Raw genomic sequence first — 13,478 nt, forward strand, 5'->3', positions numbered from 1 at the left:
TTAGAAAGCAAAATTATTAGGATCGGGGCCAAACCGTTTGCCCTTCTCCAATCCATCAAGTAATTGCACATCTTCTTCGGATAGTTCAAAATCGAACAGGTCGGAATTAGCAATGATGCGCTCTTCTTTAGATGATTTTGGAATGGTGACCACTCCTTTTTGAAGGTCCCATCGTAATACAATCTGGGCAATCGTCTTGTTGTATTTGGAGGCCAAATCCTTCATAATATCCAAATCAAAGATATTTCCTTGCATTAGTGGGGACCACGCTTCATATTGAATTCCGTTGGAATTACAAAAATCGATCAAATCCTGTTGCACCAAATGCGGATGGAATTCCATTTGGTTCACCATAGGCACAATCTCTGCAGAGCTCAATAAATCTTCCAGATGATGCTGCAAAAAATTGCTCACGCCAATGGCCCGGACTCTTTTTTCTTTGTATAACTTTTCCAGTGCCTTCCACGTTTCCTTGGAAATTTCACCCTTTGGCCAATGTACGAGGTACAAATCCAGATAGTCGGTTCCCAAACGTTCCAAACTGGCGTCAAAAGCCTTTAAAGTAGCGTCATAGCCTTGATCGGTGTTCCAGACCTTGCTCGTTAAAAAAACGTCTTTTCTGTCCACATTGCTTTCACGGATACCCGTACCAACGCCCTCCTCGTTTTCATAAATGGCCGCAGTATCTATATGGCGATAACCATGGTTCAATGCAGCTTTTACGGCATTGATCACTTCGCTTCCATCCTCGGATTGATACACGCCCAATCCAAAATAGGGCATCTGGACCCCATTGTGCAATTCAAAAGAGCCTTGTAAATCTGTTATTTCTTTCATAGTGTTATAGTTGATAAATCCAATCTTCGGGATTCAAACGATTGGAATCCTTATACAAATAGAACTTCAATTTAGTGGTGCCATCCAACCGATTGGTATTTATTTCTCCCAATGCCTCTTTGGCGGCCACTTTATCCCCTTTTTTTACGAACAGATTGGATAGGTTATAGTATGTACTTATGTAGTTTCCGTGTTTGATCTGTACCCCTTTGTTTCCACCTGGAACAGATAAAATTGCGATGACCTCGCCCTCAAAAATGGCCCTTGCTATACTACCTTTATCTGTGGTGATGGTAACTCCGTTGTTCCTATGTTTTATTCCTGGATACAATTTATCGGCATACACACCATACCCTTGGCTTTTGATACCTTTTTCTACCGGCCAAATGAGCCTTCCCTTGTTGGATGAGAAGTTATCGGCCAATAGTTTCGCTTCTGGTGTTAGTGCGAATGTGGCACTGCTTGCAGAGTTTCCTGAGCTTTTATTGGAACTTGCAATTGCGCTTTTGATCATTCTCTCTATCTCTCGGTCAATTTTGCGGGCCTCCTTTTGCTTTTCTGCGATTGCAGATGTGTATTTGGCTTCATTTTGTTTTATGCTCGTTAAAAGGCTTCTTTGTGACTCAATTTCTTTGGACAGTTCGGCCTTTGCTTTCTGATTCTCGGCTATGAGTTGGTCCTTTTCCTTTCGTTGACGTACCAAGTCTTGATTCAATTGGGTAAGTTCCTCCGTTTTTTTGACGATTCCCTCACCCTGCTTCTTTCGATGCTTTGCATATTGCTGCATGTATTGAAGCCTTTTAAATGCCTGATAGAAATTTTCCGATGACAACAGAAACATCAAGCGGTTGTTCTGCGATTTGTTCTGATAGGTTTTTTGAATGAGCTCAGCGTAATCATCCTTTAAGATTTTTAAATCTTCACGGAGCTTACTGATATTCCTGATATTGACATTGATCTGCCTGTTGAGCAAATTGGACTGTTGATTGGTAACACGAATCAGTTCTTGACGGACATTTATTTTGTTGTCCAAAGCTTCCATCTGATCCAAAACAGTTCCCTTTTCCTTACGCTCGGCAAAGAGCAATCTGTTGATTTCCTTAATTTCCTCTTGCAATCGCTCACGCTTCGACTCCAACGCCTTTTGCTCACTGGTTTGAGCAAATGACTTTGTCGACATAAAAAATATAACTATCAGACTAAAAGCACAATATGAAAATTTACCTTTCATATTACTTTAATGTAATTTTATCGTATCCATTGGGCACTTTATAGGGAAAGGTCATCGATTTATCCAGTTCCAAGTTACGAAAACTTAAATCTATAGTGGTTAATTCCCCTTTTTCCTCTGCCACTATCTTAATATCCTCAGGAAGTATTTTTCCAGAAATATCCTGATAGGTATAATTTGCCATCAACTGTCTTGAGCTTGCCGGTTGGGATATTTGTTGGGAAGCTATTTTGAAGTTTTTGGGCTCTAACTGAAAAAGAATCTTAAAGAATTCCTGTGCAGCTTTTGGCTTTAGTTGATAGTTGCCATTGTATACTTCCGAGTTGAACTTTTCCTTTCGTAAATCCATGACTGCATTTCCGAGCAACAGGTTTTGTACTTTCTCAAAGTCCAACTCCGTTCCGAGCATATCACTCAAATAGCTAAAGTCACCGTCAAAATATTCGTTCTGGAGCTTGTTGTAGAAAGATACCTTCTCCGGCGTAATATGTGCCTTGACCACGCCAAGTGGCGCACTCATCCATATCACCTTATCCTTTTCCATTCGAAGACTTACGTTTACCCCTTGGGAATCGTCTCCGTTGGTATAATCAATCTTTACACGACCCCTCAACGTCTTGAACTTGGGCTCATTGGAATAATGGGCGTTGATAATATTTTTTGCCGATAACTTTGGATTCACTTCTCCACCGGTAATGGACTTGGTCCCCTTACATGCGCCAAAAGTGAGCAGTAAAGTCAAGATGACAGTTATTCTAACAATATATTTATATAGGTTCATTATAATCCTGAATTGATTTTGTTCAAATATTCGTTCGCTTTTTGGGTGTTTCCGATTTTGGAATATCCTTCGGAAAGCTGCCGGTAGATTTTATTCTTCAAACCGTCGTCGTCCAATAAGTAGTCCAGACCACTTTCCAAAACCTCTACACCTTTATTTGGATTTCCCGTATTGTTCAAAGCTATTCCGTATGCGTAATAAAAATAAGGCTGCAATGGATAGGAATCCAGTGCATCTTGGGAATCGTTCAATAGCTTTTTAAAATCTGATGCTGCTATTAATTGCTCCATACCCGCTTTTAACTTTGCAACTGGGTCATCCAAATCAGTTTCGTTTTTGACTACTGGAGCCGTTTCTGGTCGCTCATCATTTTGAAGGGAGTCGCTTATTTTTTCCTTGAGGTCCGATTTCAATTGAGAACCCTCCAAATCATCCAGCACTTTTGATGCTTCCCTATATTTTTTCATTTTGAATAGGGAAACAGCCATGTTCTGCTGCAGTTTTTTATTTTGATAAGGTATTCGTTGTTTAATGCTCTCTATGGGACTACCTTGTTTGTCCAGAATGGTCAGTAAATTGTCCAAATACCAATAATCGGTGGGTTCTGATAACAATGCCGCAACGGCGTAATCTTGGGCCTGCACATATTTTTTATCCAACATATACGCTTTGGCGAGTTCATAGTCCACCACGCTGTTGTCAGGCTCCAATTGCTTACATTTCAGCAATAAATCCACGGCCCTATCGTAGTTCTGGATACCTTTTTGCTTTAATGCTTCAAAAAAGTTCTCTTGAAACTCATCGGTATATTCTTCGAGATAGACTTCGGCACTTTCCTGTTCTTCTTGGGCATAGGTGTCATATTGCATCAGTATTGATGCTCCCAAAACCAACCAAACAAGAAGTTTCTTTTTCATATAAACATCCTAAGTCCCCATCAAACTAAAAGCTATTCTAAAGTTATTCCAAAACGGAATAATCTCCAATACTAATGGTCTCAAAATTACCATTGTATACCACATAGTTTCCAATCATGGCATTGTCCAAGTTGGCGTTGCTGATCTTGCTATTGCTCTGTATCAAACTATTTTTTACCGTTGAGTTTTCCAAAACGGTGTTCGCCCCAACGGACACATAAGGTCCGACCGTTGTGTTTTTTAAAACAACATTTTCCCCAATAAAACAGGGCTCAATAATATTGGCGTTTTCCTGCTTTACGGAATTGGCCACCATTTGCTCTCCTTCCTTCTCCAAAAAGCCCAACATACGCTGATTGGTCTCCACGGTCACGTTTTTGTTACCACAGTCCATCCATTCGTCCACTTTACCGGGAACAAATTTCATGCCTTTCTCCATCATGCGTTTGATGCCATCGTTGATTTGATACTCACCACCATGTTGGATGTCGTTATCCAATACGTGCTGAAGTTCATTTTTTAGCACTTCCACATCCTTGAAGTAGTAAATGCCGATTACGGCCAAATCAGAAACATACTCCTGTGGTTTTTCAACCAATTCGACGATTTCCTTGTTCTCGTTCAATTGAACCACCCCGTAGGCTTCTGGACGCTCCACCTGTTTTACCCAAATGACGCTATCGGCAGATTTGTCGAGATCAAAGCCTGCACGAATCAAGGTGTCGGCATAAGCAATCACAGCAGGGCCGCTCAGAGATTCTTTGGCGCTCATAATGGCGTGACCTGTTCCCAATGGTTGATCCTGTCTGTAAATGGATCCTTTGGCTCCCAGTTCATCGGCCAATTCCATCAAACTTTCCACAACATCTTCCCCAAAAAAGGCGGGGTCGCCCAAAATAAAGGCGACTTCTTCTATGGGCTCTCCCAAGACCTTGGCGATGTCAGTAACCAATCGGTGTACAATGGGTTTGCCCGCAACGGGTATCAATGGTTTTGGAACTGTTAATGTGTGCGGTCTTAGACGAGACCCTCTGCCCGCCATGGGTACGATTATTTTCATAGAAATGCCCGCTAAGGCGGGTATCTTTTAAAGTTATACGCTATTTAAAAGGTCTCGACTACGCTCGACCTGACATTCTTTTTTATTTGGTACCGGTACTTCCGAATCCACCTTCGCCCCGATCAGTACTTGAAAGGGTTTCAACTTCTTCCCACTCAGCACGCTCGTGCTTCGCAATCACCATTTGGGCAATACGCTCGCCATTTTCCACGGTAAAATCCTCATTGGAAAGATTCACCAGAATTACCCCTACATTTCCGCGATAATCAGCATCAATGGTTCCAGGCGCATTAAGTACCGTGATTCCTTTTTTTGCCGCCAATCCACTTCGTGGACGAACTTGTGCTTCATAGCCCACGGGAAGCTCCATATAAAGTCCTGTGGGAACAATGGCCCTTTCCAAAGGCTTCAATGTTATGGGTGCTTTCAAATCCGCCCTTAAATCCATTCCGGCCGAGGCAAGGGTTTCATAATGCGGCAACTTATGCCCTGATTTGTTGATGATCTTAATTTTCACGATTTATAAATATGCTTCTTAATTTATCTCCTTCCATCTTATACACTAACCCCAAAAATAACAAAAGTAGTACGCTACCGGCTATTAAATTTCTATTAAAAACATAGAACGAAAGTATTGAAAATACGAGGGATACGGACATGTAGAATACGATTTTCCGCATATTGTACGGTATGGGATAGTATTTTTTTCCATAGTGATAGGATAGCAGCATCATACTTGCGTAGGCTGCCAAAGTGGCTAATGCAGATGCCATATATCCTATTTTTGGAATCAAAGTGATGTTGATGACCAAGGTGATGATGGCCCCTACGGAGGAAATAAACGCCCCAAACTTGGTTCGGTCGGTTACCTTGTACCAAACGGATAGATTATGGTAAATACCCAAACAGAAACTGGCCAAAAGTATGATTGGGACAACATCCAAGGCTTCCCAAAATGCTTGGTCGCGCACTAATAATTGTTTTAATGGGTCTATAAACACCATTACACCTAAAAATATCATACTTCCCATGATCACAAAATAATTGGTGATCTGGGCATAGGCCTTTTTTGGGTTTTCGGTTTTGGCATGACTAAAAAAGAAAGGTTCTACGCCCAATCGAAAGGCGGTTCCGAACAAGGTCATGAAAACGGCCAATTTGTAGCAAGCGGAGTACTTTCCTATTTCAGATTTGGCAATGTCCTCCGGCAATAAGTAGTCGAGCAGGATACGATCAAAAACCTCATTTATGGTAAATGCCAATCCGGCAAGCATTATGGGCAATGAGTATCTTAGCATCTCCTTCCACAATTGCCTGTCAAACCTGTATTTTCGCTCAAAATAAATTCCACTGACCCATACAAAGGCCACACCGCTGGAAATTACATTGGCGATGAAGACATACTCAATCTGAAAGTCTTGCCTATATATCGCGGTCCACAGCGCTTCCCCATTTTGGGCCATCTCTGGCAACATCGTTAGGAAGAAAACGTTCAGGAGCAAATTGATTGCCACGCTGACCACCTTTACGATGGAATACCGCAACGGTCGCTCGTTGGCCCTTAGCCAAGCAAAAGGAACAATGGCCAACGCATCTAAAGCCAAAATCAGGATAATGTATATCACCAATGACTTCTGAACATCGATGAGCGAGGCAAAAGTGTCCTTAAAAATAAAGGCGGCCGCAAAAAACAGTAAGGAAGATAGCAACAGTGAAATCAAAGAAGTCGATATCACATTCTGTTTATCGTCATACTTATTGAAAAAACGAAAAAATGCAGTTTCCATACCATAGGCCAAGACCACATTAAAAATGGCGAACCATGAGAAGATTACTGAAATTTCACCATAGGTTTCCGGGTCCATTACAGAAGTGTACAAGGGCACTAACAGGAACGAAAGTACTCTTGGCATTACCGTGGCCAAACCATAGATAAACGTTTGTTTAAAAAGCCTCTTTAGTGGATTCAATAGGTGCTGCTTCTTTAAAAACCTTGATTAGGTGGCTACAAGTTACGTAAAAGCCGTTACTAGCTAAACCTTATATCCTAAGAAAAACAAAAAGGCCACCGATTGGGTGGCCTTTTCATATTATGAAAGTGGTAACCTTAATTGTTCAATGCATCTGCTATTGGACATTTAGCCTCACTTTGGTTCGTCTTAATTGTTCAATGCTTCCGCTCCACCAACAATTTCGAGAATTTCGTTGGTAATCGCAGCCTGACGTGCCTTGTTGTAGGTCAACTTCAGTTCGTTTCTAAGCTCAGCGGCATTGTCCGTTGCTTTGTGCATGGCGGTCATACGGGCACCGTGCTCACTGGCAAAAGAATCCCTGATGGCCTTGAACAATTGTGTTTTCAAGGATTTAGGTATCAATTCCTTTACGATTTCCACTTTGGATGGTTCAAAAATGTAATCCGCTGCAATGGCTTCATCACCTTCCGCGCCAACAATGGGCAAGAACTGTTCCGTCATCACAATCTGGGTGGCAGCGTTCTTGAACTTGTTGTACACCAATTCGATTTTATCGTAATCTCCTTTGGTAAACAAACGCATCAAAAGTTCGGCAATCTCGGCAACATTATCAAAAGTCAAATCATCGTACACACGGCTTTGATCTCCCAAAATAGTGTGTCTTTTTCTAAGGATATCGTTTCCTTTTTTACCTATGGTATAGAAATCGACTTGCTTGCCCGGATATTTGTTAGATACCAGATTGTTGCTCTGCTTGATGATATTCGAATTGAATCCACCGCAAAGCCCCCTGTTCGAAGTAATGGCAACAACCAAAACCTTGTTTACGGGCCTATTGTCGGCGTACTCGCTTCCTCCGTCTCCTTCCAAACTGGCGCTGAGCCCTTGCAAGAGCTCGGTCAGTTTATCGGAATACGGACGCATCGCCGTAATAGCATCCTGGGCCTTCTTCAACTTAGCAGCCGATACCATTTTCATGGCACTGGTAATCTGCATCGTTGATGAGATGGATGATATCCTGTTACGTATTTCCTTTAGATTTGCCATTGTTTTAAATTATGGGTTATGAGTGCTGAGTTAAGAGTTTTTGACTATTGCCACTATGATTCTAATCAACTCTTCACACCTATCCATCAAATCTTTGGGAACTTCTCTGCCAGTCGCTTCTAAAATCTCAAGCCAATACTTTGTTTCGTCAGCTTCTTTTAAGGCTATCCCAAATTTATTTTTAAAATCTTTTGTGCTAACCCCTCTTTGTGCTTCTCTAGTGTTTGCACCTATACTCGTGCCACTTTTCAACAATTGAGAGGCTATCTCAAAATCCTTTTTGTTCTTTAATTCATCACAGTAATGAACAATTTTACAAGCAAACTCGAAACTTTTAATTCTTATAGGACTAGTTTCAAGCTTTCCCTTAACTCATCACTCTGAACTCTTAACCTTTGTACTTACTAGAAAGGTCTTTACAAACAGCTGTCAATGTATCTGTAACCTCATCGGTCAATTTACCGGCTTTAAGGGTATCCAATACATCTCTGTGCTTAGCGTTCAAGAACTCCAAGTAATCTTTTTCAAATTCTTTTACCTTGTCCACAGGAACATCTCTTAACAAGTTCTTGGAACCTGCAAAGATGATAGCCACCTGATCTTCCACGGTAAATGGATCGTTCTGACCTTGTTTCAAGATCTCTACGTTTCTACGTCCTTTTTCGATTACGTTCAAGGTAGCGGCATCCAAATCGGAACCGAACTTGGCAAAAGCCTCCAATTCACGGAACTGGGCCTGGTCAAGCTTCAATGTACCTGCAACTTTCTTCATTGACTTGATCTGCGCGGAACCACCCACACGGGATACGGAGATACCCACGTTGATCGCAGGACGAACACCTTGGTTGAACAAGTCTTGCTCCAAGAATATCTGACCATCGGTAATCGAGATCACGTTGGTAGGGATATAAGCGGAAACGTCACCTGCCTGTGTCTCGATAATTGGAAGTGCAGTTAACGACCCACCACCTTTTACTATCGATTTCAACGACTCTGGAAGGTCGTTCATATTTTTTGCGATATCATCATCACCAATGACCTTTGCGGCACGCTCCAACAATCTTGAGTGCAAGAAGAAAACGTCACCAGGGTATGCTTCACGTCCTGGAGGTCTTCTTAAAAGCAAGGAAACCTCACGGTAAGCAACCGCCTGTTTTGACAAGTCATCGTAGATTATCAAGGCCGGACGGCCCGTATCCCTGAAGAACTCACCGATAGCGGCACCGGCGAACGGAGCATATACCTGCATCGGGGCAGGGTCGGAAGCGTTGGCGGCAACAATGGTCGTATAGGCCAAAGCACCTTTTTCTTCCAACGTTTTGGCGATGGCGGCAACCGTTGATGCTTTCTGACCTACGGCAACGTAGATACAGTACACCGGTTCACCTGCATCGTAAAATTCCTTTTGGTTAAGGATGGTATCGATACAAACGGTAGTCTTTCCTGTTTGCTTGTCACCGATCACCAACTCCCTTTGTCCACGACCAACCGGAATCATGGCATCGATAGCCTTGATACCTGTCTGCATAGGTTCGTCAACAGGTTGTCTAAAAATTACACCGGGAGCCTTACGTTCCAAAGGCATCTCGTAGGTTTCACCGGAAATAGGTCCTTTACCGTCGATAGGCTTGCCCAAGGTATCCACCACACGGCCAACAATCCCTTCACCAACATTGATGGAAGCGATACGCTCGGTTCTCTTAACAGTAGCGCCTTCCACAACTTCCTTGGACGGGCCCAACAATACAACACCAACGTTGTCTTCCTCCAAGTTAAGAACGATACCCTGCATGCCCCCGTCGAACTCTACCAACTCCCCGTACTGGGCATTGGAAAGTCCATATACACGGGCAATACCATCACCTACTTGTAATACGGTACCTACTTCATCCAAGGAAGCGGATGCTTCGTAACCTGATAACTGTTTTTTCAAAATTGCTGATACCTCAGCGGCTTTTACTCCTGCCATTTTTATAGACTATTTGTAAATTCTCTTTTTAATCCGTTCAATTTGTTCGCGATGCTCGCATCGTATTGGGTATCTCCCACCCTAAGCACAAATCCTCCGATGATGCTCTCATCGATTTTATTCTCAAGGGTAACCTTATTTCCGGTTGCCTTGGTGACCGTTTCCAAAATTTTCTTCTCCAAGTCGGAGGTCAATGGAACGGCAGTTGTAACATAAGCTACCTCCTCGCCCTTCAATTTTTCGTGAAGGATAATATACTTAAAGGCCACTTCCTGTAGCATATCGATACGCTTGTTGTTGATCAACGTCTGAAGAAGTCCTTTGGTGATTTCGTTGGCACCTTTGAAGATTTCCAACAAACTGTTCCTTTTTACCTCTGATTTTATGATCGGGCTCTCCAACATATTTTGAAGCTCCACGCTGTCAGAGATGGTCGCAGCTATTTCCCGCATGTCCTTTTCCACGGCATCGGCCGCTTTCTTTTCGACTGCGAAATCCAAAGTTGCTTTTGCGTAACGTATGGCTGCCCTGTTTTGGTTCATGGTCTTCTAGTTCAGTTTAATATCGCCCAACATATCCTCGACCAACTTTTCCTGTTTGCCTTTATCGGATAGTTCCTGTTTGATCACCTTTTCGGCAATCTCCACGGATAGATTTGCCACCTGGGCCTTAATATCGGCTACGGCAGCTTTCTTTTCACTTTCGATGGTCGCTTGTGCCTGCTTGATCATCTTATCGCCTTCCACCTGGGCTTGCTCCTTGGCCTCGGCAATAATATTGGCCTTAATGTCCCTAGCTTCTTTTAACAAAACATCTCTTTCAGCTCTGGCTTCTTTTAGAAGTCTTTCACTGTCCGCAGTAACATTCTGCATTTCTTTCTTTGCGGCTTCCGCAGCTTCAAGTGCACCTTTGATACCCTCTTCACGTTTTTCAACCGCTCCAAGGATTGGTTTCCATGCATACTTTCTGAGCAAGAACAAAAGAGCCACAAAAAGCAACAATTGCCAGAAAAACAACCCGAAGGAAAACTGCTCGATTAACTTTTCCATTTATCTTAAAATATGAATTCTTTAAACTCTATCACTTTAAAATTAATGAAGGACCATAGCCAACCGCTATGGCCTTCATCAATGTTTTTACGGTTATTAAGCTGCAAAAAGAGCTGCGAAACCGATACCTTCAATAAGGGCTGCTGCAATCAACATTGCTGTTTGGATTTTACCAGAAGCTTCAGGTTGACGTGCAATAGCTTCCATTGCCTGTCCACCGATTCTACCGATACCCAATCCTGCTCCGATTACGATCAAACCAGCACCTACGATGTTTGGAATTGTCATGATATATGAATTTAAATATTAAACGTTCTATTCTTAATTAATGATGATCCTCTTCTACCGCCATACCAAAATAAAGGGCGGACAGCATGGTGAAAATATATGCCTGCAATGCCGCCACCAACAATTCCAACAAGGAAAGAGCGAATGCCAACAAGAAAGACAATGGGCTTCCTATCCAGTTCTTAAATATGAACATCAACCCGATAATACTCATTAATACCACGTGACCTGCGGTGATGTTGGCATACAAACGAATCATCAATGAAAATGGCTTGATGAAAGTTCCCAACAATTCGATGGGCGCCAATATTATTTTCATAGGAACCGGCACGCCCGGCATCCAAAAAATGTGCTTCCAGTAGTTTTTGTTCCCTGTAAATGTTGTGATAAGGTAGGTAATCATCGCCAAAGCAAAAGTAACGGCAATGTTATTGGTCACATTTACGCCAAGTGGGGTAAGCCCCAATAAGTTGATGACCCACACAAAGAAGAATACGGTCAGCAAGTAGCTCATGTATCTCTTGTATTTGTGCTCTCCAATGTTTGGAATGGCAATCTCGTCACGAACAAAAAGTACCAAAGGCTCCAAAAACCTTCCGACACCTCTTGGCATGGTACTCTTCTGATATCTTTTCGCCATAGAACGGAAGACCAAAAACATCAAAAGCGCAACGGCCATGATAAAAACAACGTTCTTGGTAATGGAGAAATCCAGTGGCTTTTCGTTGGTCGGATGAGCATCATCCACTACCAAATTCTCCCCAAAAGCATCCTCGGTATGAGTTTCGTCACCGTGATGGCCACCAAAATTAATGGTTCCCTCGGCATCGGTCTTGTATATTTTGTTGTGATAAAGTGCGTAGTGATTTCCATCCACTTCAGCTACGGCCTCACCGTGCTCAAACTGCGAAGAAGAAAAAACCTTGAGTCCATTGTCCCAAAGAATCACAGGAAGCGGGAACCCGATGTATTTGTGCTCTCCTTGGTCCGTAGTGTAGGAATACAGATTGAAGTCATACGAATCCAACAAGTGATGATCAATATATTCCTTGATCTGGGTCTTTAAATCATGCGCACCGGCTTCAACTTCCTCTCCCTCATGATTTTGGGCCGATACAAATCCCGCAATTAAAAAAATTACGGCAACTAGTTTTTTACTGAAAAAAGAATATCGCATATGATCCAACTATGGGTCCTCAAAAATTGGTGCAAAAATACATTGCTCCTTCAAAAGAAAAAAGCTTTTTCGGGTATTATTTTTTTCTTTGTTTTTTTTGATGAAAATCCGCCCTTTGTCACACAGTATTAAGCAGTTTCACCAAAAAGTAGGTTTCCAGAACGAGCGCAAATCCATACGGAACAAAAAAGATAAGGAACTCCAAACGCTCCAGCGTACCGTCCGCAATAAAGGAAGGATATAGAAAAATGAAGAAAAGAGCAAACTTAAGAAGACTCCCGCCCAAAAAAAAGAAACCCAGTAAATCCCGATATTTATTTCTAAAAATGTAAATCACAAAAAAAACTATCAAGGCCATTATGGCATTGAGCACATAACTTTTTATCAACTGAATCGTATAAAGGTTGTGCCTGTGGTTTTCCAAAAACCAAGACTGTGCGTAGAACAAAATCAACAACCCAACTAAAAGAAAAGAAATAAAGCGGATTGGGTAATACCTAATTTTCAATCGTTGATTTTTTTAAGTTGTTGGATTACCAAATATATGGAAATCGCAACGGCCAACAGAGTGCAGATCGGCAAGAAAACATTTTCTGTTTCAAAATGGCCGTCCAACCATTTACCGCCCCATACCCCCAAATAAATAACAACACCCATTTGAATGGCGGAACCAGACAAACGGGCGGCTGTATTAATTGTTTTTTGATATTTTTTAGGAGGCTTTTGCTGGCTCATTTTTCGCGGTCGACTGCATTTTGGTGGCAGATGTAGTACCCTTGCCCATAGTACAGGCGGCATTAAAGGTTGCTCCGGGTTCCACTGCCAATTTTGCTACACTCACAGTGCCTTCAATATATGCAGAAGATTTCAGGGAAAGAAGATCTTTAACATTGAGTTCGCCATTGAACTTACCTTCTATATCGGCGTTCACACATTCTACTTTTCCGTTGATATAGCCATCCTTTCCGATAACGACCTTACCGGACGTGGTTACATTTCCCTCCAACTTGCCATCTATTCTAAAGTCGGCTTCGGAGGTAATATCTCCTTTTATGGTCGTGTTCTTTTCAATTCTGTTCGGCTGGCCACCAAATTCATTCATAGGTCGTGGTTTTTTGTTGTCAGAAAACATAGTGTTCTTGGGTTTTG

17 protein-coding genes are annotated in these 13,478 nt (G+C 42.2%); all 17 read right to left on the reverse strand.

Going from position 1 to position 13,478, the window contains the following annotated elements; all coding sequences use genetic code 11:
• Entirely contained in the window at nt 1-837 is an 837-nt protein-coding gene (locus DCK90_RS07515) for an aldo/keto reductase (RefSeq protein ID WP_108245566.1), read from the reverse strand.
• Nucleotides 838-841: 4 nt separating this feature from the next.
• Nucleotides 842-2,017 (reverse strand): murein hydrolase activator EnvC family protein, encoded by a 1,176-nt coding sequence (locus DCK90_RS07520; RefSeq protein ID WP_229418413.1) that lies wholly within the window; start codon nt 2,015-2,017, stop codon nt 842-844.
• Nucleotides 2,018-2,069: 52 nt separating this feature from the next.
• Nucleotides 2,070-2,849 carry a DUF4292 domain-containing protein gene (locus DCK90_RS07525; RefSeq protein WP_108245568.1) on the reverse strand — a complete coding sequence of 260 codons (780 nt, stop codon included), beginning with the start codon at nt 2,847-2,849 and terminating at the stop codon, nt 2,070-2,072.
• On the reverse strand, nt 2,849-3,766 hold the full coding sequence (locus DCK90_RS07530; protein ID WP_108245569.1) for a hypothetical protein: 918 nt from the start codon (nt 3,764-3,766) through the stop codon (nt 2,849-2,851). The genes DCK90_RS07525 and DCK90_RS07530 overlap by 1 nt, the downstream gene beginning before the upstream one ends.
• Nucleotides 3,767-3,809: 43 nt before the next feature.
• Complete coding sequence (locus DCK90_RS07535) at nt 3,810-4,826, reverse strand: sugar phosphate nucleotidyltransferase (protein ID WP_108245570.1); 1,017 nt, start codon at nt 4,824-4,826, stop codon at nt 3,810-3,812.
• A gap of 82 nt (nt 4,827-4,908) precedes the next feature.
• Nucleotides 4,909-5,343, reverse strand: a complete 435-nt coding sequence (gene dut / locus DCK90_RS07540; RefSeq protein ID WP_108245571.1) for a dUTP diphosphatase — start codon at nt 5,341-5,343, stop codon at nt 4,909-4,911.
• Nucleotides 5,333-6,796 carry a lipopolysaccharide biosynthesis protein gene (locus DCK90_RS07545; RefSeq protein WP_108245572.1) on the reverse strand — a complete coding sequence of 488 codons (1,464 nt, stop codon included), beginning with the start codon at nt 6,794-6,796 and terminating at the stop codon, nt 5,333-5,335. Before DCK90_RS07545 ends, dut begins: the two co-directional genes overlap by 11 nt.
• Before the next feature lie 189 nt (nt 6,797-6,985).
• Nucleotides 6,986-7,846: an ATP synthase F1 subunit gamma gene (gene atpG / locus DCK90_RS07550; RefSeq protein ID WP_108245573.1), complete on the reverse strand. Its 861-nt coding sequence runs from the start codon at nt 7,844-7,846 to the stop codon at nt 6,986-6,988.
• Nucleotides 7,847-7,876: 30 nt separating this feature from the next.
• Nucleotides 7,877-8,191, reverse strand: coding sequence for a four helix bundle protein (locus tag DCK90_RS07555; RefSeq protein WP_108245574.1), 315 nt, complete (start codon nt 8,189-8,191; stop codon nt 7,877-7,879).
• A gap of 43 nt (nt 8,192-8,234) precedes the next feature.
• The gene (atpA, locus tag DCK90_RS07560; protein WP_108245575.1) at nt 8,235-9,815 is read right to left on the reverse strand and encodes a F0F1 ATP synthase subunit alpha; all 1,581 of its coding nucleotides are present in this window, start codon (nt 9,813-9,815) and stop codon (nt 8,235-8,237) included.
• Nucleotides 9,816-9,817: 2 nt separating this feature from the next.
• Complete coding sequence (gene atpH / locus DCK90_RS07565; protein ID WP_108245576.1) at nt 9,818-10,357, reverse strand: ATP synthase F1 subunit delta; 540 nt, start codon at nt 10,355-10,357, stop codon at nt 9,818-9,820.
• 6 nt (nt 10,358-10,363) lie between these two features.
• On the reverse strand, nt 10,364-10,864 hold the full coding sequence (locus DCK90_RS07570) for a F0F1 ATP synthase subunit B (RefSeq protein ID WP_108245577.1): 501 nt from the start codon (nt 10,862-10,864) through the stop codon (nt 10,364-10,366).
• A 96-nt stretch (nt 10,865-10,960) separates the two neighbouring features.
• A complete protein-coding gene (atpE, locus tag DCK90_RS07575) occupies nt 10,961-11,152 on the reverse strand; it encodes an ATP synthase F0 subunit C (RefSeq protein ID WP_053970734.1) in 192 nt (63 codons plus the stop codon).
• Nucleotides 11,153-11,189: 37 nt separating this feature from the next.
• Nucleotides 11,190-12,329, reverse strand: coding sequence for a F0F1 ATP synthase subunit A (gene atpB, locus DCK90_RS07580; protein WP_108245578.1), 1,140 nt, complete (start codon nt 12,327-12,329; stop codon nt 11,190-11,192).
• A gap of 118 nt (nt 12,330-12,447) precedes the next feature.
• On the reverse strand, nt 12,448-12,837 hold the full coding sequence (locus tag DCK90_RS07585; RefSeq protein WP_108245579.1) for a hypothetical protein: 390 nt from the start codon (nt 12,835-12,837) through the stop codon (nt 12,448-12,450).
• Nucleotides 12,834-13,064 (reverse strand): AtpZ/AtpI family protein, encoded by a 231-nt coding sequence (locus DCK90_RS07590; protein ID WP_108245580.1) that lies wholly within the window; start codon nt 13,062-13,064, stop codon nt 12,834-12,836. Before DCK90_RS07590 ends, DCK90_RS07585 begins: the two co-directional genes overlap by 4 nt.
• On the reverse strand, nt 13,042-13,461 hold the full coding sequence (locus DCK90_RS07595) for a bactofilin family protein (RefSeq protein ID WP_108245581.1): 420 nt from the start codon (nt 13,459-13,461) through the stop codon (nt 13,042-13,044). The genes DCK90_RS07590 and DCK90_RS07595 overlap by 23 nt, the downstream gene beginning before the upstream one ends.
• Nucleotides 13,462-13,478 lie beyond the last annotated feature (17 nt).

The sequence above is a fragment of the Muricauda brasiliensis genome, from assembly GCF_003057865.1.
In the GTDB taxonomy this organism is placed as follows: Bacteria; Bacteroidota; Bacteroidia; order Flavobacteriales; family Flavobacteriaceae; genus Flagellimonas; species Flagellimonas chongwuensis.